Origin of the sequence: Cytobacillus sp. FSL W8-0315 (assembly GCF_038002905.1) — a bacterium.
GTDB lineage: Bacteria > Bacillota > Bacilli > Bacillales > Cytobacillaceae > Cytobacillus > Cytobacillus pseudoceanisediminis.
The window spans coordinates 100538-124981 of sequence record NZ_JBBOOC010000004.1 but is presented as its reverse complement, the minus strand read 5'-3'; the positions used below and the strand labels follow the sequence as shown (position 1 = coordinate 124981).

Here is a 24444-nt window from a genome sequence, read left to right as displayed (position 1 = left end):
GGTAACCTTTGAGTCTGGAAAAAGAACTTGAGATATTAAAGCAATTGAAAAAGCAAATGGGACTAAGAACGGCAAACACCATTCCTAAGCGGGAGAATCAAAATGAATATCCTTTATCTTATGCGCAGGAAAGAATGTGGTTTGCTTCCGAACTTAAAAGTTCAAGTGCAGCTTATAATATTCCGCTTGCCATGAGAATGACTGGACCGGCAGATTTTAATAAATTGGAACAAGTTTTTAACAGGATTATACAAAAACATGAAGTTCTGAGGGCGGGATTCGAAAATTCTAAGGGTACACCAACTCAGCACATCAATCCTTATCAAGAGGTGAAAATCCCTGTAATTAAAATCAATGGGGAAACATTGCAGGAAAAGGAAAAAAAAGCAAATGAACAGATAAAAAAATCAGCATCTGTCCCATTCAGTCTTTCTTCCGGCCCTCTGTACAAAATAGAAATTTACAAGCTTACTGAAGAAGATCATATCCTGTTATTGGTTTTTCACCATATAGTATTTGATGGATGGTCTACAGGAGTCCTGATGCAGGAGATAACAGACCTCTTTACAGGGAAAAAGTCTGAGGAACTGAACATACAATATGCCGATTATGCACAATGGCAACGTGGAAGATTTGAAAATGGGGATTTAGACAGACAGTCTGCTTATTGGAAAAAAAAGATCGGGGAGAATCCTCCTCCCCTTATGCTTCCAGCAGATTCTGGCATGAACAAAGAAGGGAAATCTGCAGGAAGCATTAAAAGATTTGAAGTAGACAGCGTCATTGTAAGTGCTATTAGAGATGCGAGCGTGGAGTATAAGGTTTCTCCTTTTGTTATTTTCATAGCAGCCTATTATGTTTTTTTATACAAATACACTAATCAAAAAGAGCTTATACTTGGGGTTCCGGTTGCCAATCGCCAGCAGATGGACACTGAAAGACTGATAGGATGTATTGCCAATACTCTACCTCTTAAAGCAGATATTGATCACCAAGAGACATCCGTTGCCTTTATGAGGAAAATATCCGAAATAGTACGGGAGGCACAGGATCATGAGGAGCTTCCATTCGATAAACTGGTTGACCTCTTAAATGTGACAAGAAGCCTAACTAATAATCCCGTGTTTCAGTCTATGTTTGTTTACCAGCGGAAAGAGCAGTCCACACTCCGGCTGGATAAATGCCTTCTTCAACCTTATGAAGTAGAAACGGGAACTAGCAAATTTGACTTGTCACTATCGTTATTGGATACACCAGAGAGAATAGAAGGTTTCTTTGAATATAGCACAATTTTTGAAGAAGAAACTATCAATAGAATGATTAATAGTTATCTTCAGATTCTATCAGAAATGATCCTTTCTCCAAATGAACGATTAGGAGAGATTAAAGCCATTACTCCTATTGAAGAGAGTTATCTGCTTGGAGAAAAGAGCTGCAAATATCCAAAAGAAGGTAATATACATGAACGATTTGCTGAACAAGTTAAAAAATTTCCAAATCGGACAGCTATCGTCTATGGAACAGAAGAAATTACATATGCTGAGTTGGACCAAGAAAGTAACAGGATGGCGAACTACCTAAGAAAAAACGGGGTTGGAAGAGAGACAAGGGTAGCTATCCTGCAGGACCGTTCAATTTCATATATCATCAGCATTCTTGGTGTTCTGAAAGCAGGCGGTACCTATATACCTCTCGACCCTGAACAGCCTGAGAGCAGATTGCTATATATAATAGAAGATTCTCGGTGTAACATTGTAATTTCTCATGCAAAATTCAAAAATACTTTTAGCCTGGGTGGGAATTACAAATCAATCATTTACGAGGAAGATCCTTGGAATTTAGAGGGCAGTGGTGGAAATTCCATGGACGTTTATCCGGAACAGGTGGCATATATTATATACACTTCTGGTTCGACAGGAAAACCAAAGGGAGTCTTAAATACGCACCATAACGTCAGAAGACTTTTTTGGAGCGCCGAGGAACATTTTGCATTTTCTGAAAATGATGCTTGGACACTTTTTCATTCACTGGCTTTTGACTTTACAATTTGGGAGATATGGGGAGCCTTGTTTTACGGAGGGAAACTTGTGATTGTTCCATCCGAAGTGAGAAGAAGCCCAAATGAATTTTTAAACTTGTTGCTTCAGCAAAACATCACCGTATTGAATCAAACTCCTTCAGCATTCAAAGAGCTGTTACATGAGATGGAAAAGGTACCTGCAAACCTCAACTTAAAATATATTATCTTTGGCGGCGAAGCGCTTCATTTTGATGACCTCTCACGTTGGTTTGAAAAGTACGGAGACAGGACTCACCTAATCAATATGTACGGCATTACGGAGACTACAGTGCATGTGACTTGGCGGGAGGTACGATTAGAAGAAACGCATGAGGGATCTAAAAGTTTGATTGGCCGCCCACTAAACGACCTTAAGATTTATATTCTTAATGAGGATTTTCAGCCTGTTCCAATTGGAGTACAAGGAGAAATATTTGTTAGCGGAGATGGCGTTGCCCGAGGTTACAATAACCGATTTGCTCTGACTGCAGAGCGGTTTATCCCGGATCCATTTTCTAATAAGGGCGGGCGTCTTTACCGTACAGGGGACGTTGGCAGGATACTCCCGAGTGGTGATATTGAGTATATCGGGAGGGCGGATGACCAGGTAAAGATCAAGGGACACCGGATTGAGTTAGGAGAAATCAAAAGCTATATATCTAACGATCCTTCGATAAAGGATTGTGAAGTAACTGTAAGGATCAATGAAAATAATGAAAAAGAAATAGCGGCTTTTGTTGTTTTTAAAGAACTTGCTAATGACATAGCAATTAAAGGACTGAGGCAAAGGCTTCTTCACGATTTACCGAAGTACATGTTCCCTGCACATTTACATTCTGTTGATTCAATTCCTTTAACGACTAACGGAAAAGCGGATAAGGCAGCGCTGCTAAAACTCTGCGGCCAACATCCTGGAAGAACGGCCAGATTGCCGGAAACTAACAAGGAAAAAACACTTGCAGGCATTTGGCAGGAAATATTAAACAAAAAACAGGTATACCTCGATGATAATTTTTTCTCTCTAGGTGGTGACAGTATCCGCTGCCTAAAAGTGATATCAAAAGCGGAAGAGGTCGGATACCTCTTCACTCTAGAGGATCTGTTTCAAAATCAAACCATAGAAGAGCTTGTCCAGTTGTTGAATGAGCCCGGTCGCCAAGTGAACCGAAAAGCTTCTCTTGAACCATTTGCTCTTGTTCCTGAAGAAGAAAAGACTCTTATTCCTGAAGGAGTCAAGGATGTGTATCCTCTCGCAAAAGTTCAAGAAGGAATGTTCTTTCACATGGAACAATATCCTGAACAGCCTCTTTATCATAATATTGACAGCGTGCTGCTTAAAGGGAAGTTTGATTACTCCTTATTTTCAAAAGCGGTACAGAAAGTGGTTGCTGGGAATGTGATGCTTCGTACATCGTTTGATCTTAAGAATTTTAGCATTCCCATGCAGATGGTTCACGAGAATGCACTTCTGCCTGTTGGCTTTATGGATATAAGACATTTAGACCATCCGGATCAGGAAAATATTATTGATGAATATGTGCAGGAAGAGAAGAAGAACACTTTTGACCTGACAAAGCCAAGCCTGCTCCGTTTTTTTATTCATCAGCGTTCAGAGGAAACTTTTCAGTTCAGCTTAACTGAGTGCCATCTTATCTTTGATGGTTGGAGCCTGACTTCAACACTTGCTGAGATCTTTGAGGTGTACTTCAATTTGCTGGAAGGGGAAGAAATAGCCAACAGGGAAGAACTGGCCATTGACTACAGGGATTTTATTTATCTTGAGCAGGAAGCTATTAATAGTGCAGAGCACATTGAATTTTGGAAAGAATTTTTAGCGGAGTGTCAAGTTCTTAAGCTCCCGGTTTATGAAGAAAAACGGAAGCAAAAAGGCACTTTTAGAGTGAGAAGAAGGATTGTAGAACTGTCAAAGGAAACATCCAGAAAACTAAAGCAAGTTTCAGAGGAATATCGAATCCCTGTAAAAAGTATGTTGCTTGGATCGCATATCAAAGCTCTGCAGTCTATCACGGGCCAAAGCGATATAGTAACAGGAATGGTCTCTAACGGCAGAATGGAGGAAAAAGACGGGGAAAAGGTCAAAGGTCTTTTTATAAATACACTGCCATTCAGGCAGCAGGTATTTTCAGGAAGCTGGATTGATCATATGAAGATGATTTTTGAAACAGAGCAAAAGATCTTACCATTCAGGAGACTTCCTCTGCCGGAGATACAACGTCATATTAACCAGTCTACGCTCTTTGATACAGCTTTTAATTATGTGTATTTTCATTCAATGGAGCCACTGCTGACTTCTGACAAAATACAGGTTGAAGGATATAACAGCCATTCAGCTAATGATACCCATTTTAAATTAATGGTCACATTCTCGAACCATCCGCCAGACTATGAAATTCGTCTAACGCTGGCCTACGATGAGAGTACATTTACAGAAAGCCAAATGGATTTGATCGCAGGGATTTATCATACTATTCTGAAGTCCATTGCGGAATGCCCAGAAGAACCGCATAATGATCGACCTTTTCTGCCTGATGATATTTATGAAAAAGTAGTGTTTGGTTGGAACTCAAATGAAGAAACATTTAATGATGAACACCTTTCCCTTCATGAGCTTATTCAAAAACAGGATGGAGGCAGGGTGGCACTGATTGAAAGGAACAAGGAGTACACTTATCAATGGCTTGACCGAGAAAGTGATAAAGTAGCTGCTTACTTGCAAAGTAGGGGAATGACCAATGATTTTATCGGTATCTATATGGATCGTTCAGCTGAAATGATCGCAGGTTTGGTTGGGATATTGAAATCTGGTTGTGCTTATGTACCTTTGGACACTTCTTATCCCGAAGACCGAATCAAATATATGCTGAAGGATTCAAAAGTAAAGTGCACCCTTACTACAGAAAAACGCTCAGCAGAGCTTGAAGGAATCACTGACAGCCTTATCGATATAGAAAATATACTGCATGCATCTCGCTCGCTTCCTATTCAAAAATCAGCGCCAAAGCTTGCTTATATGATTTATACATCGGGATCAACAGGAAGGCCTAAAGGGACAATGGTTGCCCACAAAGGGGTTGTTAACCGGATTCTCTGGATGCAAAAGCACTACGGGATTTCACAGGAAGAACGGGGACTTCACAAAACGCCATTAAGCTTTGATTATTCCGTATTTGAAATCTTCAGTACACTTTGCACAGGAGGAGCTCTTGTACTTGCGAAGCCTGAAGGCCACAAAGACAGCAGCTATCTTGCCGGCCTGATTAAAGAGCACCAAATAACTACACTGTTTTTTGTTCCAACAATGCTACAGGAGTTCCTGAAGGCACTGGAAGCTGGTTCTATTACTACGATTAAAAGAGTAATGTGCAGCGGGGAACCTTTAACTTCACAAATAAAAGATTCATTTTTTAGAATGTTTGATGCTGAACTTTACAACCAATATGGACCAACTGAGGCTTCAGTTGAAGTGACATCTTTTGCTTGTAGGAGAGAGGATGCAGTTGTTCGGATTGGACGACCGATGTCCAATACAAAAATATATATATTGGATGATAACTTACATCCTTCTGGAATTGGAGTACCTGGAGAAATCTATATCGGAGGACTTGGCTTGGCTGCTGCTTATCACGGAAAACCAAGTTTAACAGCTGAGAGTTTTATCCCAAATCCTTTCTCTTCATTAGGAGAACGTTTGTATAAAACTGGCGACCTTGCTCAGTATAGCCCCGAAGGAGAAATTGAATATATCGGCCGTAAAGACAGTCAGGTGAAGATGAGAGGCCTGCGAATAGAGTTAAGTGAGATTGAATCTATCATAAGAGAACAGCCTGAGTTTAAAGAAGGTGTGGTTATCTACCGTAAAGATGATTTATCTCCTTATGGAATGTTGGTTGCTTATGTAATACCTGAAAATGGAGAGCAACTAAACGAAAAAGAAGCCAAAAGAGTTCTGAGAAAAGGTCTTCCACGCTTTATGGTGCCAGAGAGGATCATTTTGATGGAAGAGCTTCCAGTAAACCCAAATGGAAAGTTGGACAGAAGTAAGCTGCCAGAACCGATGCTTGGAACTGTAAGTGAGAGAGACATAACACCTGCTACTACTGTTATGGAAAGAAAAATGGTGAAAATCTTTCAGCAAATTCTCGGAGTGGACCAAATCGGAATACACGACGACTTCTTTGAACTAGGGGGAAATTCCCTAAATGTTGTTCACTTAATGGGGCAGATTGAAAAGCTGCTTGGTCAAAAAATTCCATTAGATGTGATTTATGAAAAGCCGACTATTCATGAGATTTTGGAAGAAGCGACTGGAAGAAACTCCATTGTCGGCCGAATTAATGCATTTACTAAGAATGAACTTACTAGTAGGCATGGTGAATTGTTTACTGAAGTGACAGATTTGGGTCCAACGCTATTCTTTATATCAGAGATGGAAGCCATATACCCGTCTTCAATGATTCCTCAAGCAACAGATCTCGCAGAGGCAATTGGGTCAGATTACCGGATAATTGCTATCCAGCCACCTCCATTTCTGAAAGATCTTGAAGAGGCAGACTTAAGAAAAGTGGGAACCTTAAAAGTTGAATTGGCTGAACCATATATAAACCTAAAAGAAATAGCGCAACTAACGGTAAATGGAATCAGGAAATTTAAACCGCAAGGGCCATTTATAATCGGTGCGCAATCAACAGGATGCTTGCTTGCATTAGAGGTTGTGAAGATTCTGGAGATTGAAGGAGAAGAGATAGAGACACTGTTTTTAATAGAAGATAACGCTATTTCGGAACCGTTAAAGAGAGAAACAGACGATCCCTTAGTGAAGGAAGAATTCCTCCGGAGGGCAATCAGCAAGACAGGAGGGGATGAAAGCTATCCTCAATCCTTAAAGGAATTACCGGAAGATGAAATATGGGAAAAAACAAGGGAGCTTCTTGTTGACCAGGATTTGATTAGTGAAGAAGTCCAATACCAGGATATTTATACTATATTCCAGCTTGACCATTTCAATAGACAGATAAAAAAACAATTGTGGAATAGTGGTTTTCCTGGGAAAGTACGCTCTAATCTTCTTATCCTTACTTCTGGTGCCAAGGAAGGAAACTTCTGGACAAGTTTAACAGAAGGAAAGGTTATGTATGAAGAATTGCCAAAAGATACTATTAGATTTTCTCCTCTACATCTTGAGGGATTAAAGACAAAGCTGGTCAAACCAAAGAATTCCTACCAGGAACAGGTGAGAAACGAACTATGAAAATATTTAAATTCTTATTTAGCACCTCAAAGGTAAATGTAGTACTTGCCATTGTTGCTGGCATTATCTCTGGAGGCAGCGGTACTCTGGTAATTGCTCTGGTCAATCATATTCTGACACTAGAGAATCCTGGTATGCTCCGTATTATTTTGGGGTTCGCGGGTCTATGCCTAGCTATGTTGCTGACTAGTTTTGTGTCTGGCTACCTCCTAATACGTCTGGCACAAGGTTCGATCATCGAGTTAAGACTAGATTTAAGCAAAAGGATTCTTTCTACACCTCTTCGCGTTCTGGAAGAAAAAGGTCCTCATAGACTCTTGGCTAGTCTTACGGATGACGTAGCAGCGATTATGAATGCAGTTAGTGTTAGCCCTATGCTCATAACCAATTTGGTAATTGTCCTTGGATGTCTTGGGTATATGGGTTTTCTTTCTCTGCCTGTTTTAGGCATTGGTCTCGGTTTTATGCTGGCAGCTTTTCTAAGCTACCAGCTATTGATGAAATTCGCCAATAAGTATTTGATTCAGGCTAGGGAGAAACAAGATGAGCTGTTTAATCATTTTAATGCCCTTACCCAGGGTACAAAAGAGCTCAAAACCAATAAAAAAAGAAGACTGAGTTTCTTTCAGGATGAACTAGAGCCAACGGTACATGGAGTTTACCAATGTACAGTCCGTGGGATGACACTGTATACATTTGCTGGAAATTGGGGGCAGCTGCTATTTCTCTTCTTCATAGGATTCGTACTCTTTCTGGGTCCTGTCTTCAGTTCGGTCAGTTCAGAAATTTTGGTGGGGTATACATTGGCGATTTTATATATGATGACTCCGCTTATAACTATTTTAAACATTATGCCAAACTTTGGACGGGCAAATATCTCACTGAAGAAAATAGACAGCCTTGGCCTATCCCTTGGAGACGATGTACTGACAGAAAACAACCTGGAAAAAAGAGGTTATGAGAAGTTGGAATTTAAAGGGCTCACTCATCAGTATTACAGAGAAAAAGAAGACCTGAATTTCACTTTGAAAATAGACAACTTAACTTTTACACCAGGAGAGATTGTTTTTCTTGTCGGTGGGAACGGAAGCGGTAAGACCACACTTGCGAAAATGCTTACCGGCCTCTATCTGCCAGACTCTGGGTCTATTATTCTTGATGGCGAAGAAGTGACAAAAGATAGTATAGACCATTACCGTCAACTCTTCTCCGTCGTGTTTAGTGATTTTTATCTATTTGATAATCTTCTGGGAATAGACTTAGAAAAACAACAGGAAGAGGCTCAACATTATCTGGAACTGTTACAGTTGGACCACAAAGTTACTATCCGAAATGGGAAGCTATCGACTACGAGGCTGTCTCAAGGGCAAAGAAAAAGACTAGCTCTTTTGACAGCTTATCTTGAAGACAGGCCATTTTATGTGTTCGACGAGTGGGCTGCAGATCAGGACCCGGTATTTAAGGAGATTTTTTACACGCATCTTCTCCAGGATCTTAAAGAACGTGGGAAAACAATTCTAGTTATTTCGCATGATGACCAGTATTTTCACTTGGCCGAAAGAGTTATTAATGTCGATTACGGACGGATTGTCAGTGATGAACGGATGGAATCAAGTAAATACCGCCACTTAGTGGCTGAATATTAAATTTTTTAAGGAGGTGAGAAAGATGACTCAGGAATCGCTTTTATACAAAGTTGTTTTTAACCATGAAGAACAATATTCCATCTGGCCAGCGCACAAAAATACACCACCAGGCTGGACGGAAGAAGGCACAGTAGGAGAGAAGGAGGTTTGCCTGCAGCACATTGAGAAAGTTTGGACTGACATGAGACCTCTTAGTTTGCGTAACGCTATTTCTTCTGTTTATGCAGTTAAATAAATTAAATATCTGTAAAACCATAACACGTTTTAAGTATTAGTAAACGGACCTGTATAATCAGTAAAGCCACCGGCACCGAGGATGTATATGCAGAGCGGAATATGATTTTCAAAAACAAATCTCAAAATACAATAGGGAAAATCGTTAGAAAAAGAATACAGTTTAAGAGGAGCGATAATATGGCTTTTGCGAAGATTCATACAGATCTACCAGGACCAAAATCCGTAAAAATATTGGAAAAACAAGGTTCTGTGGCACGTGCATTCGGAACTTTTGTCCCTTCCATTGTTGATTATGCCAAAGGAGCCCGTGTGTGGGATTTGGATGGAAATGTATTTCTGGATATGGCAGGTGGAGTTGGATGCCTCAATGTCGGTCACAGCCATCCAAAAGTGGTTCAGACCATTCAGAGAGAAGCCGAGCGTTTTACACACACTGATTTTACTGTTATACCCTATGAATCTTACATTGAGCTTGCAGACCGGTTATGTAGAATGATGCCGGGTGAAGAAAGAAAAAGAGCTGCCTTTTTCAACTCAGGAACAGAAGCGGTTGAGAACGCCATAAAAATTGCACGAAAGGCAACCGGAAAAAGAGGTATTATCTGCTTTGAAGGGGCATTTCACGGAAGAACAATGCTTTCACTTTCACTGACAAGCAAAGTAAAACCTTATAAGGAGAAAATGGGTCCGTTTTTTAATGATATATACCGTATTCCTTATCCGAATCCCTACCGCTGGATGGGTACAAATGACCCGGAGGAAGTTTCAGAACAAGCGATAGAAGCTTTGTTAAATCTCTTTATAACACAGATACCTCCTAGTGAAGTGGCCGCCCTAATTATTGAACCTATCCAGGGAGAGGCTGGTTTTATTACTCCGCCGGCTAGCTACCTGAAGGCTTTACAGAAAATATGCAATGAAACTGGAATAATATTTATTGCTGATGAGGTTCAAACGGGCTATGGTCGGACAGGTGAATTCCTAGGCTCACATTATTTTGGCATTGAGCCAGATATCATTACACTCGGGAAATCTATTGCTGGAGGACTTCCATTATCGGCTGTTATCGGTAGGAAAAGCATAATGGACACAGCAGGTGATGGAGCCGTTGGTGGAACATTTGTTGGTAATCCGATTTCATGTGCTGCTGGGCTTGCAGTTCTGGATATTTATGAAGAAGAAAAGCTAGGAGAAAAAGCTCAGCAAATAGGTAATCAGATATTCGAAAAAGTAAGGGCTATGAAAGATAAATCCACTCTCATTGGGGATATTCGGGGAGCTGGGGCAATGTTAGCATTTGAGCTAGTAAGAGATCACGACACTCTTGAGCCGGCTGATACTGAAACCTTGGAAATTATTCAGAAATGTCTGAAAAAAGGAGTCATTCTCTTTAAAGCAGGTCTTTATAATAACGTAATCCGCTTTCTTGTCCCTTTGGTTATATCCGAAAAGGAACTGGAAGAGGCTTTAGATATTATTGAAGAATCAGTAATGGAAGTTACCGAGAATTTCTATTCAAACAGGCTTAGTATGGCAGGTGTGTAGGAATGAAAGAGTGTGAGAATTATATAGGCGGGAAATGGAAAAGTGGAACTGGAGGAAGTCAGTTCATCAACAGCAATCCAGCTACATTAGAACAAATATCTACAGGAGAAATTTCTTCTAGGGAAGATGTATTAGAGGCAATTGAAAAGGCGCAAAGCGCTTTCTACAAGTGGAAAGAGATTCCTGCTCCAAGAAGAGGTGAGATTCTCTACAAAATTGGAGATGTTATCAAAAAAAGAAAAAAAGAGCTTGCTAATATCATTGTTCAAGAAATTGGCAAAACGAATATCGAGGCTGAAGGAGAGGTCCAGGAAGCTATTGATATGGCTTATTATATGGCCGGAGAAGGACGGCGAATGTATGGCAATACAATTCCTTCTGAGTTGCCGAATAAATGGGCAATGACTATTCGGGAACCTGTGGGAGTCATAGGGGCAATTAGCGCATTTAACTTTCCTGTAGCTGTCCCTTCGTGGAAAATATTACCGGCTATAATACTTGGAAATACTATAGTATGGAAGCCTTCACCTGAAACAGGAGCTATTGCAAATGAGTTTATCCGCTGTTTTGAAGAAGCAGGATTACCACCAGGAGTTGTAAATCTTATTCTTGGATGCAAAGAAATCGGAGAGATAATTGTTGAAGATCCGAGAGTTGCTCATATTTCTTTTACGGGTTCAACTGAAAGCGGAAGAAATGTATATGAGCAGGCAGCACGAAACTTAAAACGAGTCTCGCTTGAACTTGGCGGAAAGAATGCCGTCATTGTATTGAAAGATGCAAACCTGGATCTGGCTGCAGAAGGTGTAGTATGGGCTGCATTTGGAACAAGCGGACAAAGATGCACATCTGCTAGCCGCGTAATAGTAGAAAAAGAAATTTATAATGAACTATTGGAAAAGATTATTTTAAGGACAAGTAATTTAAAAGTTGGTAATGGAAGTCACAACGATGTTAACGTTGGTCCTCTTATAAATGAGGCATCTGTTCAGAAAATGGAGTCCTATGTGAATCAGGCAAAAGAATCTGGAATTCCGGTTTTGTATGGGGGAGAAAGATTTGAAGACAAAACAGGATACTTCTTCAAGCCCACAATTCTCGGACCCATTAGTGCTGAGCATAAGCTAGCAAGAGAGGAAATTTTTGGCCCAATACTATGTGTTATTGAAGCTGATAACTTTGAGCATGCAGTCCAAATTAATAATAGCAGTCGCTATGGTCTTTCAGCAGCTCTATTCACAGGAAATGTAAATAAGTCATTTATGGGTATTCGCGGAATAGATACTGGAATTGTTTATATTAATCATGGAACGACGGGAGCAGAAATTCAGTTGCCGTTTGGCGGTACAAAAGATACTGGGAACGGATTAAGAGAAGCCGGGCAGGCTGCGTTGGATGCATTCAGCGAATGGAAAAGCATTTATGTTGACTACAGTGACCGGCTGCAGCGAGCCCAGATTGATACAGAGAATTTGTTAAGCAGTATGATTAAAAACTAGTAGCATATGAAAGGGGTGCCGGGGGCGGACACCCCTTTCAGGTGATACTCAGGAAAAACGGTAACGCCTGCCTAGAAGTTTCATAGTCATGCCGCTAAGTCCTAAAGCAAGGAGCGCATTTATACCAATTACCAAAAGATTCCACCAAAGATAATCTGAGACTTTGAACAAATGAAACTCAGAGCCAATTCCTGGAGCCAATACAGGTGTAAAAGCCAAAACAGTTATAAACTGAAGTCCAAAATAATAGAAGCCAGCAAGCAGAATGAAAGCAAAAGGAGTCTTAAAGGAGACGGGCTTTTTGTAAGAAGAAGATGGGTATTCTATCCGATGTCCTGGAAGTTCCTCTTTTGTGATTGCAGTATCCATAAAATGAAGAGCAAAATCTTCGGGGGAGCCGAGATCCTTACGGAAGTCTTCATTATGTAATCGGGCTTCGCGGATATGCTCGATTAATTGAATCTTGGCATCCTCTCGATAAGATGGACTGACTCCGCTGGATTTTAAAATATCAAGGATTTGATTTACATATTGCTGTTCCTGGACAGTTAGGTCAGATTTCATTATTTTACTTTTCCTCCTTAAGATTACTTGCATTCTTAGCTAGTAGAGCTTGTATGTCATGCTGGATTTCGAACCATTCATTCAATTCCCGCCTGAGAAACTCAACTCCTAAGTCGTTAAGCTCATAATAAATACGCGGTCTTTCGTCATCACCAAATTCTTTGTAAACATTTACAAGCTGTTTTTCTTTAATACGGGTGAGTATGGGATAAATACTTCCTACTCCTTTCAATTTGATGTTGAATTGTTCTAATTCTTTCATGATTTCATAACCATAGCTCCTTTTTTTGTAAAGAATACTTAAAACACAAATTTCTAGGCTGCCTTTTATAATCGTTATTCTATCCATGATCTCATTATAACCAAACTATATACTTCAGTCAAATATATATCTTTTTAAAAAATATAATTGTTTTAAGTAGTTGTGTGTTGTAAACTATTTACATATTTTAAAATTATTTCATGAAAGAAGGGACACTATGGGTTGGCTAAAGCTGTTATTAGAAAGAAAATTAATTGTGGGATTTTCTCTCCTGCTCCTTGTTATTTTAAGCTTTGTCTTTATTGATAAGCTTGAGAACCAGTTCTATCCAGAAATCAATTATGACACAGCCACAATCTCTGCATATGCCGATAATATGCCGGCACTCGATGTGGAGGAACAGATTACTTTTGCTATTGAAGAGAAGATTGAAGGGCTTGAAGGGATTAAAAGCTACGAGTCTATATCTTCAGAAGGTCTAAGTACTATAGAAGTATCCTTCCAGGAAAACAGTGGGGATGAAGCATATGACCAATTAAAAGAGGCCATGAGCGAAATTCAAAGGGATCTTCCAAAGGTGAGTGAACTGGAGACTACTCGAAGCACCACTGCCCAATTCTATGAGATGTTCATGGATTTACATGGCGGGAAACTTAGCTCGATGACAGCATTTGCAGAAAATACCTTAAAACCAAGACTAGAAGCATTGCCTGAAGTCCTGAAGGTGCGAATTGTAGGACAAAATGAAACAAGAGTTCAAATTAAATTAGATCATGAGCAGATGAAAAGGTACAATCTAGATTTCAATGATGTCGAGAAAGTATTAACACAGCAGAATACCAACGTTTCTTTAGGAAAAAGTGATGATAACGGTAGCCTCCCTACTTTAAGATGGGATACTAGGCTAAAGACAGTGGAAGAAATTGAGGACATAATCATACCGGCTGGACGGGGAATCGTCTATCTGGATAATATCGCAGAAGTCACATTGGAGGAGAGCAGAAACAGCCAGGAACTATGGCGGGACGGAAATGCAAATTATGTTTGGGTATCCATTGGCCGCACGAATGATGTTACACAAGCAGAAATGACTGAGGCCGTCCGTGCTGAATTGGACAAGATCAAAGGAGAAGGCCAAGCGGAAGACTTCATAATAGAAGAGACAATTGTACAGTCCGATTTTGTCAAAGATTCTATTGGTAGCCTCCAAACAAACGTGATTTTCGGGGGCGTGTTAGTTGTGGTGGTTCTCCTGCTCCTTCTTCGCAACTTCGGAGCAACTGCTATTATCGGAATGAGTATTCCGGTTACGGTTCTTTTGACATTCTTATTGATGGCTCTGTTTGATCTCAGTGTGAACTTGATAAGTATTCTTGCGTTGGGGATTGCGCTCGGAATGATTGTAGACTCATCCATTGTAATACTTGAGTCTATATACAAGAAAAAAGAGTTGGGGCTAGATGACAGAACAGCTACTCTACAGGGAACAAAGGAAGTATTCACACCTGTTCTCGCTTCTACAATGACAACTATGACCGTCTTCCTGCCAATTGGCTTGATAAGTGGAGAGATTGGGGAATTTGCTAAAATCTTATCAATCGTCATTGTGTTTAGCCAGATAACTTCTGTAATTATTTCTTTTACACTTATCCCGGTGCTGTCTGAAAAGCTCTTGAAAGTGAAAAAGAAGGAAAAAAAGGAAAAGGAAAACAAACTTTTTACTAAATATAATCAGTATATTGACTGGATAAGCAAGAATGCCAAGAGAAAGTTGGGCGTAATGTTTCTGTTCATTCTTGTAGCAGCCAGTTCACTTTTGCTGACTTTTGCAGTACCAGTTACCCTCGTCCCAGATTTCTACAACCGACAGGCCGAGTTTTATGTAGGGCTTGAACAGAATACAACACCTGAAGAACGCGAAAGAGTAGCGCAGGGAATATCAGATTTTTTAACTGATACGCCTGATGTTGAGGGTTATAATGTTCGTAAACTTGACCGAAACCGCATGTACATCTATGTGAAAATGACCCCAGAAGAACAAGCAACGAAGTCCCAAGATGAAATAAACCAAAGTATTCATGAAAATTTAAAAAGGATGTCCGACGAGTACCCTGTTACGTCTTCTGGATCTGTCACCTATCCGATACAAATAAGTATCAAAGGCTTGGAGTTTAATCAGATTCAATCAATCACCGAAAACGTTATAACGGAGCTTTCCAAAATTGATGGGGTACAGGGGCTTACGAGCACACTGGAAAACAGCCAGGAAGAAAAAATTGTAAGAGTTAATAGGTCTAATCTTCTGGGGGATGGACTGTCACCAGCGGATATAAAGGAAGAGCTGGAGCTCCTCTCTGTTAATAAACAGCTTGGAAGTATTACGACTGAAGGAAATGAGTTGCCGGTATATCTGTCTTTTGGTACAGATTTAGAGGATCCCGCTGTACTAGAGGATGTAACCATCACTACAATAAATGGTGATGAGCCATTAAGTAAATACGTTAGTTATGAAAGTGTTTCTTCTCCTTATGAAATTAAGCATCAAAATGGCGAAAGAACCATTCAGGTTGTAGGTGACATTGAAGGTAGGGACATGGGTGCCGTTAGCAACGAAATCGAAAAAGTTGTGAGCCAATTTCAGCTTTCCCCTGGATACTCTATTGAATTAGGTGGCGGTATTCAGCAGCAACAGGAAAGCTCTAACGAGATGTATCTGGTTCTAGCTTTAGCACTGCTACTAGTGTTTGCGATAATGTCTATTCAGTTTAATAGCCTGATTCATCCTATAGTTGTAATGTTTGTGATACCAATGACTCTGACAGGGGTCTTAATCGGACTATTTATCACCCAGACAGAGCTAAACCTCCTATCGGCTATGGGTATGCTAATTCTAATCGGTATTGTAGTCAACAACGGCATTCTATTGATAGACCGCATAAAGCAGCTGAGGCTAAAAGATATGCCGCGCTATGAGAGTATTAAAACAGCATGTAAAGAAAGGATTCGACCTATCTTAATCACTTTTATTACAACAGTCTTTGGTGCCATTCCGCTTGCAATTACAACAGGTCATGCTGGACAATATCAGAAACCAATGGCAATCGCTTTAATTTTTGGATTATCTTTCTCAGTGTTCGTGACACTCATGTTTGTACCAGTTGTGTACGTATTGTTTGAAGATGCTGTTAACAAAATTAAAAAAACTATAAGTAAGAAAAGTCACTCTGTATCAGAAGATATAGAGGATGAAAAAACATCTATCTAATATGCAAAAGCCCCTGTACTGCTAAAAGTATAGGGGTTTTGTTATTGACTTAAAACAAATATTTAAGTTGAAATAATGGAATATTCCCCATTTGATGAACACTGATTAAATGTATGGATTTTTTTAATACAAAGTACAGTAAAGGTCCTATAAGATTTAATTAGTCTTACACAATTTAATTCCCTGCATTTAATAAAGTCACCTAAATGAGTTGTGACTTTTAACTAAGGGAAACCATATAGTCACAACTAATGCTTTTTATTTCCTTTTTGATTATAATCCAAGATTAATCAAACACTTTACCCTTTAACTAATGCTCAAAAAAGGGTCTGGTTTATTGAAAAAATGTATCCTGGTTCAGGGCTTATGAACTTAGCTGGATCTGTAAGATTTTCATCCAAAGTTTACCCTGCCTTATTAAAAAGAGCTGTTCACCAATTTATTGAAGAGAATGATTCAAATTGTGCAACATATACAAAAAGAGAAAGGAGTCTACCAAAAACTACATTCAAAAAATGTTCCTATTGATATCCCTCTCTTGGATTTCTGTAGCCAATTAGACCCTAAAGATACGGCGGAAGCATGGATTGAAGAGACTACTCAATTGGCTTTTAAGTTTAATTCGAGTCCGTTGTTATTATTCAAAATACTCAAGATTCTGAAACTGAATTCGATTTATTAATAATCTAAAGATTAACTAGAATAGCAGATGGCATGAAGCCTTCTGTTATTTATATATGGAATTAAACTTAATAATTGCAACTAAGGAACTTAAGGAACTTGATCTTTTCCTATAGAAAATGGCATTAAGAAATAACAACATCTTATTGAAAAAAGAGAAAAAAAATACAGGTATAGGTGTGGTTATTTACATGTTATTTCTCAATACACAGGTAAGGTTACTCTAGACTACAATATAAATAGATAAAAATTCCATTTTTATCATAATATTCCTAAAAAGGAGGAAAGAAAGGTATGAAAAAAAGTAAAAAAGCCTTAGTAGCACTTGCAGTAACTTTAGGACTTTCACTTTCGTTCTCACCTTCAAGCTTTGCTAAATCCTCAGAGATCAGTACTTACCTCAAAGAAATAGTTAAACTTCAGCCAGGTACCACAGAAAAAGAAATTCTTGAATCTGTCACTGAGTATGCCAAATCTCAAAAACTATCAAAAGATGAGGTTATAAAAATGGTCCACTCCGAGCTGATACGAGATAAAGAAGAAGGCGACAAAGTTGCCAAGGAAAATGGCAACGACAAAGAGAATATTGTCATTTTTGGAGGATCTGCTGGCTCTTATACTCTGCCGATGAGTAGTAAAGGAAACATCTATTATACAGATTCCTATACAGCTTATTATAACCATGGGCATGTTGGTATGTATTCTACTTCCGATAAAATTGTAGAGGCAGTTCCGGGTGATGGAGTTCGGCAGATTAAATATAATGGACGTAATGTTGAAAAAAACAGCATTATTCAAAAAGTTAATGTAACCTCCACCCAAAAAAGCAATGCAGCGGATTGGGCGGTTAGCCAGGTAGGAGACTCTTATTCTTTTAACTTTGCTACAAATAGGTTAACAGGCCATGATGGAGACAAAAACTGCTCAAAGCTGCTTTGGTCCGCGTTTACACTTAAAGCAAACATAGATATTGACAACAATGGTGGTCTTGGAGTATATCCGCGCGATATTACTGCCTCATCCTACACTAGTACGATTGCTACAATCAATTAAAGAACCGTAATACACTTATGGATAGGATATTCATAAGTGTATTTCTTGTTCTTACTATAAAGTGAGAAGGGATTATTATGAGGAAAAGTTGGATGGTACTTGCAGGGTGCCTTTTTGTACTAACGCTGTTGATCGGTTTGTTCTTCGCTTTTTCTGACTCTTTTGGGCAGACAAGCGAAAACGATATGGATCAGAAGGATTTTCTAGAAGATAAGAAAGCTGCTGTGTATTTCTCGACTACTGCTGATCAGGATATGGATGGCAAGGGGAAAAGTTTTGCCGTGTTTTTCGATAAGATGGGAACCCCAAATACTTTTGAGATGAAGGGGCTTGAACTGGGTAGCATTGGTGTGAAAGATGGGAAAGTCCTTCTAGAAGACAAAGAGAATTTTTATAGTATTGCTAATGGCTTTAGGAAGATTCGGAAAGAGGAATATCAGCATACAGGAGACCATATTGGCTATCTAGACCAAAAGAATGGTTTCTATGCTCTTTATAATTCCGGTTATGATAAAGAGTCAGGCGGATACCGCTCTGATTATTACTGGGAAGAGGATGGAGAGTTTAAAAAAGGTGTTATTCCATTTTTTATAGAAGCATCTGTTATGCATAAAGGTACTCTTTATACACTCTCATCTTCAGAAGATGAAAAAACGTATAAGATCAGCGAGGTGAAAATTGGAGAAGAAACGCCTCCAAAGACACTTTTTGAGATAAAAAAGAATGAGAATAGTACAACTTTCGGCCAGCTACAGGCAGATGAGAAAAATCTGTATTTCATCAGACAGACAGGAAATATAACTGAAATGGTGAAAGTTGACCGAAAGACAGGGGAGAAAACCTTTACAAAAGTAGCTTCCTATTCCAACGATGAGGAAACCCTGTATAAACAGACACCTTTTAGCTTTAAACGATGCGTTTTTCTTCATAATGAAGATCTTTATTTTATAGACGGTTTTGGTGATGTATATCGAATTCAAACAGGGTCTGGAGAAAGCGTTAAAGTCTTTTCTCTATCGGAAGATAGTATGGCAGGAAGCTTAGAAACTTTTTATCGGGACGGCAATCTTTATGTTTTTTCTATTAATCATGAAGATAACTCTGCTAAAATTGAGCAGTACAGTCTTCCTGAAGGAAGGAAATCAGGAGAAATGCTGATAAAGCATTTTCCAGAGCTGAATACTTTTAATAAAAAGGTGTATCTGTATGATTTTGTTATGTTACAAGACCTGAAATGAACCGGTTTCAGGTCTTCTGTTAAATTAATTGTTTATCAAAGTAAGTTTAAGTAAAATAGGAGACTAATGAATTTTTAATAAGAAAAAACATTGCCAGCAATAAGAAGGACTTTCTTAAGTGGAATTTATTATTCTCAGGCAGTCTAAAAAATTAAAGAAGTTTTATAAGCTAGCGGGCTTTTATTATGTTAATCCTATATTATTCTTTTCAGTTTTTCATCTCTACACTTTCCATAATCCTTTTTCCAAATACGTCCTTAGATTCTTCATCAATTATTTTATAAACACTGTATACGTACAATATTCTTCTTACTTCCTCTGGGGAATATTGGTCTTTGATATCTTCGATTAATTTATTCCAATTTTCCATCCTGACAGCTCCTCTTTAAAGATTTACTATATATTAATAGACTAAATCTAATTTCCAGAAAATACAACATACTTTAAATTTATATTGATACCCAGTTTCACATAGTTATCAAACAGTGAAAAATTGCGCTTATTAAAAAATTTATTTAATTCATTCGAGTCAGCATCGCCTTGCGCCTAAAAAACATCTTAAGAAAGAAATGGTTATTGTTGAGCATGATCAGGCATTTCAACAAACAGTTGCTACAAAAATAATATCTATGTAGAAAATATGGAGAAATTCTTTCTTTTTTTAAGACCGGCTGTAATTGCAGCCGGTCCTTTTTTATTCAGTAATGGAATTAAACAATGGGAAAGCAGACAATTAAACTAAATTTTATGTTACAGGACAAACATAGGTGAACAAGGATTTTCTATATATTTGATGAATTAAATCTACATAACCATTTTAATATTGATAGTGGTTAGGGAGGCAGCGAAAATGAAAACAAGACTATTACATGTTCGAGCAAATGTTAAAGAGTTAAGCAGAGCTTTGGAGTGGTATAAAGATGTTTTAGGCTTTTCTGTTGGAGACTCCTGGCCCCGGGAAATCCAAATATATACATTTTGAGCATGAAGGAGAAGCAATGTTTGCAATAATGGAACACTAGATTTAGATGGCAATGAAATAGGTTTTGTAGACAAGATGAAGTCTATAAGACAAGTAAAGAAGAGTTGGAGAAAATTCATTGAAGCAGTGAAATACCAATTAAATGGGATCACTTACAAAGTAAATGAATTATATTACATTTATATCAAGGAGGAAAAAATGGAGGAGTTAATTGAAGAGTACAGTTAAGGACATAAGATGTTAAGAGGATCCATTAGAGAGTTGTCTGGGGAAGAGATTAGGTTCAAGCCAGGAAAGGATAAATGGAGTATACACCAAATTATTATTCATATAACAGATTCTGAATTGGTGTCTACACATAGACTGAAAAAAGTTATGTCAGAACCTGAACCGCTTTTAACATCGCCTGACCAAGACGCTTTGGTGAATTCATTGAATTATGATCAATTAGACCGTGAACAATACCTTCTTCTGTTTAAAATGCTTCTCTCCAGTATGCTTCCTATCCTCCATAATTTGAAAGCTGAACAACTTGAAAGAGTTGGAGTGTATGCTGATGCTTTGCGATTTACATTCAAAGAATTACTGGAACTCCGAGTCGAACCATATACAAGGACATATCGGTCAAATTGAAAGAGTAAAAAAGGCTTTTAGGGAGAAGCACGGTTAAAGAACAAGTGCTAAAGATTCAACTGGCAATCGAGGAGTTTTTTTCTGTTGAGCATAGGGCAGGTTAGCAGGAGAAAAGCATAGATAATTGAAATACAAAAACAGAAACTGTTCACTAATAAAGGTGTTTAAAAAACATCAGGCAATTTACCTTAGAAAATCAATTGAAAATAAAGCATGATCGAAAAAAGGAGGGGTTTAAAATGACGCATCCCGTATTAAAAATGTACGATTACCACGTATGGGCAAATGGAGTTATAATTGACCGTTTAAAAGAACTTCCCCAAGACATTTATCATAAGGAAATTCAAACAGGTTTTTCTTCAATATCAAAGGTGCTGACTCACATTTATACCACAGATTACACATGGTTCAATATTATCTCAGGAGAAAATATGAAAGAAGCATTGGCGTATGCAGAACAATTAAAAGAGCAGGTAGAAACAAAAAGTATTGAAGAAATGAAAAAGACCATTTTAGAGTTATCTGAACGTTACAAAGAACTTTTGAACAGCCAGGAAAATATTGAAAAGGTGATAGTGGTTGATAACCCCTATGCTGGATTACTTGAAACTTCTGTTTCTGAAACGGTGCTGCATGTTGTTACTCACGGATCTTATCATCGTGGCAATATAGCTACCATGTTACGGCAAATGGGACACACCTCCGTGATGCAGGATTATGGACTTTACCTATTCATGCCCCAGACTTCATAATGAAGATATATTCTTATTGTGTTTGTTTGCAAATGATGAAACAGTTGAGAAGTATGAACTAAAGTTTCCGCATCTAACATTAAAAGATGGCATCCTTATGTGTTAAATGTTTTGCAGGAGGATGTTTCAAAGTCTTAAGCTATTATGAAAACTTTAGATTTCTTTGAAATCGATAAGTCGGAAGCTATCGTTTTGGTGACGGTGAAAACGATATTGATATGTTGGAATTGGCGGGGTTAGGTATAGCAATGGGGAATGGAAACGAAAAATTGAAAAAGGCTGCCGATTTTGTCACTAAACAATCAAGTGGAGATGGAATTGACTATACATTAAAAAAGTATGGAATTATTTAATTATTAAGCCCTGGTCCGGACAGCGATTGTTCAATTTAGAATATCGCTGTTTTTCTTATTAGGCAAAAGGGCAGGTTTGTTTAAGAAGGTATATGTTTTTACTAATAGTGCTAGCTAAAACAATAGATAGAGGTGAAGAGGATAATATGGTAAGAGTTGATGTCGTTTACGCCCTTATTTACAACAAAGATAGTGAACAAATTTTAATGGTTAATAATAAAGGACAAGGTTGGTCACTTCCTGGTGGTGCAGTTGAAAAAAATGAAAGCTTAGAACAAGCTGTTGTTCGTGAAGTCGAAGAGGAGACAGGACTAACTATTAAGGCAGGAAATGTTTTAGCAGTTAATGAAGCATTTTTTCAGGAGAAAGGTCATCACGCTTTATTTATTACATTTGAAGCAAATATATTGGAGGGAGAATGTGAATTTAGATATGAAGAGGAAATCACAGAAATAAAATGGGTTGATTTACAAAGGGCAAATAAATTAATGCCCTACTTTCCAAACGGTGTAGAAGGTCTGCTTAAATCGTCTTCTGCCTACACTATCCAATCATAGTCACTTGATTTTCTTTGCAAAAGGGTGTTTTGGCTAGGCTCAGCAGCATACGGGGCCGCTTGTTTTCTTAAATAAACAGGGCAGGTTTGTTTAAGAAGCATTGTGTTATATTAGGTGAAATTTTTAATGAGGTGAAAGAAATGATTAGAAGGAGAAAGATAGCCTCCTGAATTAGATGCTGTTTTAATTTTAGGAGGCTAACTAATATTTTTAGGAGTTGCATAAAATGAAGCAAAACAAGTATGATGATGTGAATTTCTTTTCTGAATATAAAAAAATGGCACGTTCAGTCAAAGGACTTGAAGCTGCTGGAGAATGGCATGTATTAAAAGAACTTTTACCCGAGCTCCGAAATAAAAGTGTACTAGATTTGGGATGCGGTTTCGGTTGGCATTGCCGTTATGCTCGTGAACAGCAAGCAAGGTCTGTTATTGGAGTAGATATATCTGAAAAAATGCTTGACCAAGCTCGTGAAATGACTCATGATTCCTTCATTTCATACATTAAAATGCCAATTGAAGACATTGATTTTTCAGACTCTCCATTTGATGTTGTCATCAGCTCATTGGCTTTTCATTATATTAAGTCCTTTAAAGCAATTTGTAAGAAGGTCTATGATTGTTTAAAGCCTGGAGGTTCTTTTGTCTTTTCAGTTGAACATCCAATCTTCACTTCTCGGAACGAACAAGATGGCATCATGATGACAAAGGGAATCGTTTGCATTGGGCAGTTGACAATTATCAATTGGAAGGATTACGTGAAACAACATTTCTAACTGAAAACGTTATAAAATACCATCGCACATTTTCAACTTATATCAATGCCTTAGTTAATGCTGGATTTAATATAAGGGCAATTAAGGAACCTATTCCCTCTGAGGAAATGTTAATCAGTATTCCTGAAATGAAAGATGAACTCCGTAGACCTATGTTCTTAATTATCTCAGCAGAAAAGTAATTGTTTAAACGTTCCTGCGCAAATGCAGGGACGTTTTTCTTATTTAACATGCGATGCAGGTTAATTAAGGCAGTAATTTCCAAAATACAGGAATTCCTTTAATTAATACAGAATAATTTATTAAAAATTACAGGTATTTCGGAGGAAGTATTTTATGTTTTTACAAGCAGTTTTTTATTGGTAGGGATGGAACTATCGGTGGAAGTGGCAGTGTTATTTATCCAGGAGACTTTAAATTGTTTTCCGATGTTGCAGAGTCAATACAGCAATTGAAAAAATCCGGGGTCTTAAATTGTTCTTTCACTAATCAATCTGGTAATTCATTTCGATTAACTACCATTTTCTCCGGCCTTCGTCCTTTTGGTCGTTAAACATCCCGATTAACAACCATTTTCCCTCGACCCATGTTATTTTCGTCGTTAAACAGCCTGATTAACTACCAATTTCCTTGGACCTTCGTCCTTTTGGTCGTTAAAGATCCCGATTAACTACCATTTTCCCTGGACCCATGTTATTTTCGTCGTTAAACATCCCGATTAACTACCATTTTCCCTGGACCCATGTTATTTTCGTCGTTAAACATCTCGATTAACTACCATTTTCCCTGGACCCATGTTATTTTGGTCGTTAAACAGCCCGATTAACTACCATTTTCCCTGGACCCATGTTATTTTCGTCGTTAAACATCCCGATTAACTACCATTTTTCCTCGCTCCATGTTATTTTCGTCGTAATACATCCCGATTAACTATGGTTGCTGCTGGTTAAAAAGGGGCAAGTAGTTAAAGAAGGCTTAGTTTCCTAAGCTTTCTTCAGTTCATCGATTTTATCTTGAATTGTAAAATGGTGATATATTGTTAAAGCAATAATTGTGATACTAAGAGCACTAGAT

At 38.3% G+C, this 24444-nt stretch carries 16 protein-coding genes and 3 pseudogenes; 16 read left to right on the top strand and 3 right to left on the bottom strand.

The window, feature by feature from the left end; all coding sequences use genetic code 11:
* Positions 1–8 precede the first annotated feature (8 nt).
* From MKY20_RS28180 to MKY20_RS28160, 5 genes are all read left to right on the top strand, one after another.
* On the top strand, positions 9–7328 hold the full coding sequence (locus tag MKY20_RS28180; protein WP_341004454.1) for an amino acid adenylation domain-containing protein: 7320 nt from the start codon (positions 9–11) through the stop codon (positions 7326–7328).
* Complete coding sequence (locus MKY20_RS28175) at positions 7325–8974, top strand: cyclic peptide export ABC transporter (RefSeq protein ID WP_341004453.1); 1650 nt, start codon at positions 7325–7327, stop codon at positions 8972–8974. The genes MKY20_RS28180 and MKY20_RS28175 overlap by 4 nt, the downstream gene beginning before the upstream one ends.
* 22 nt (positions 8975–8996) lie before the next feature.
* Complete coding sequence (locus MKY20_RS28170; protein WP_019379466.1) at positions 8997–9209, top strand: MbtH family protein; 213 nt, start codon at positions 8997–8999, stop codon at positions 9207–9209.
* A gap of 179 nt (positions 9210–9388) precedes the next feature.
* Positions 9389–10756: a 4-aminobutyrate--2-oxoglutarate transaminase gene (gene gabT, locus MKY20_RS28165; protein ID WP_341004452.1), complete on the top strand. Its 1368-nt coding sequence runs from the start codon at positions 9389–9391 to the stop codon at positions 10754–10756.
* 2 nt (positions 10757–10758) lie between these two features.
* A complete protein-coding gene (locus MKY20_RS28160) occupies positions 10759–12255 on the top strand; it encodes an aldehyde dehydrogenase family protein (protein WP_251263926.1) in 1497 nt (498 codons plus the stop codon).
* Between the two features lie 48 nt (positions 12256–12303).
* Here the strand turns inward: MKY20_RS28160 and MKY20_RS28155 are convergent, their stop codons facing one another.
* Together MKY20_RS28155 and MKY20_RS28150 are read right to left on the bottom strand one after the other, a co-directional pair.
* A complete protein-coding gene (locus MKY20_RS28155) occupies positions 12304–12819 on the bottom strand; it encodes a hypothetical protein (protein ID WP_019379463.1) in 516 nt (171 codons plus the stop codon).
* Positions 12820–12823: 4 nt separating this feature from the next.
* A complete protein-coding gene (locus MKY20_RS28150; protein ID WP_019379462.1) occupies positions 12824–13168 on the bottom strand; it encodes a PadR family transcriptional regulator in 345 nt (114 codons plus the stop codon).
* Positions 13169–13298: 130 nt separating this feature from the next.
* Here MKY20_RS28150 and MKY20_RS28145 point away from each other — a divergent pair, with 130 nt between their 5' ends.
* From MKY20_RS28145 to MKY20_RS28135, 4 genes are all read left to right on the top strand, one after another.
* Positions 13299–16346, top strand: a complete 3048-nt coding sequence (locus MKY20_RS28145) for an efflux RND transporter permease subunit (protein WP_251174071.1) — start codon at positions 13299–13301, stop codon at positions 16344–16346.
* A gap of 285 nt (positions 16347–16631) precedes the next feature.
* Positions 16632–16874, top strand: a complete 243-nt coding sequence (locus MKY20_RS28795) for a condensation domain-containing protein (protein ID WP_157888569.1) — start codon at positions 16632–16634, stop codon at positions 16872–16874.
* A gap of 447 nt (positions 16875–17321) precedes the next feature.
* Complete coding sequence (locus MKY20_RS28140) at positions 17322–18080, top strand: YiiX/YebB-like N1pC/P60 family cysteine hydrolase (protein ID WP_019379459.1); 759 nt, start codon at positions 17322–17324, stop codon at positions 18078–18080.
* Positions 18081–18157: 77 nt separating this feature from the next.
* On the top strand, positions 18158–19318 hold the full coding sequence (locus MKY20_RS28135) for a hypothetical protein (RefSeq protein ID WP_019379458.1): 1161 nt from the start codon (positions 18158–18160) through the stop codon (positions 19316–19318).
* Between the two features lie 208 nt (positions 19319–19526).
* Here MKY20_RS28135 and MKY20_RS28130 read toward each other — a convergent pair whose 3' ends face one another.
* Positions 19527–19688 (bottom strand): hypothetical protein, encoded by a 162-nt coding sequence (locus MKY20_RS28130; protein WP_019379457.1) that lies wholly within the window; start codon positions 19686–19688, stop codon positions 19527–19529.
* A gap of 199 nt (positions 19689–19887) precedes the next feature.
* Here MKY20_RS28130 and MKY20_RS28790 point away from each other — a divergent pair.
* The 7 genes and pseudogenes from MKY20_RS28790 to MKY20_RS28100 form a co-directional block, all read left to right on the top strand.
* A pseudogene (locus tag MKY20_RS28790) lies at positions 19888–19953 on the top strand (ABC transporter ATP-binding protein); the annotation flags it as partial.
* A gap of 215 nt (positions 19954–20168) precedes the next feature.
* Positions 20169–20300 carry a VOC family protein gene (locus tag MKY20_RS28125; RefSeq protein WP_019379456.1) on the top strand — a complete coding sequence of 44 codons (132 nt, stop codon included), beginning with the start codon at positions 20169–20171 and terminating at the stop codon, positions 20298–20300.
* A 237-nt stretch (positions 20301–20537) separates the two neighbouring features.
* Positions 20538–20933, top strand: coding sequence for a DinB family protein (locus MKY20_RS28120; protein WP_306576524.1), 396 nt, complete (start codon positions 20538–20540; stop codon positions 20931–20933).
* Between the two features lie 239 nt (positions 20934–21172).
* A complete protein-coding gene (locus MKY20_RS28115; protein WP_251174070.1) occupies positions 21173–21685 on the top strand; it encodes a DinB family protein in 513 nt (170 codons plus the stop codon).
* 7 nt (positions 21686–21692) lie between these two features.
* Positions 21693–22038 (top strand): annotated as a pseudogene (locus tag MKY20_RS28110) (HAD hydrolase family protein); the annotation flags it as partial.
* A 146-nt stretch (positions 22039–22184) separates the two neighbouring features.
* Complete coding sequence (locus MKY20_RS28105) at positions 22185–22595, top strand: NUDIX hydrolase (RefSeq protein WP_251174069.1); 411 nt, start codon at positions 22185–22187, stop codon at positions 22593–22595.
* 226 nt (positions 22596–22821) lie between these two features.
* Positions 22822–23552: pseudogene (locus MKY20_RS28100) on the top strand (class I SAM-dependent methyltransferase).
* The last annotated feature ends 892 nt before the right edge of the window (positions 23553–24444 follow it).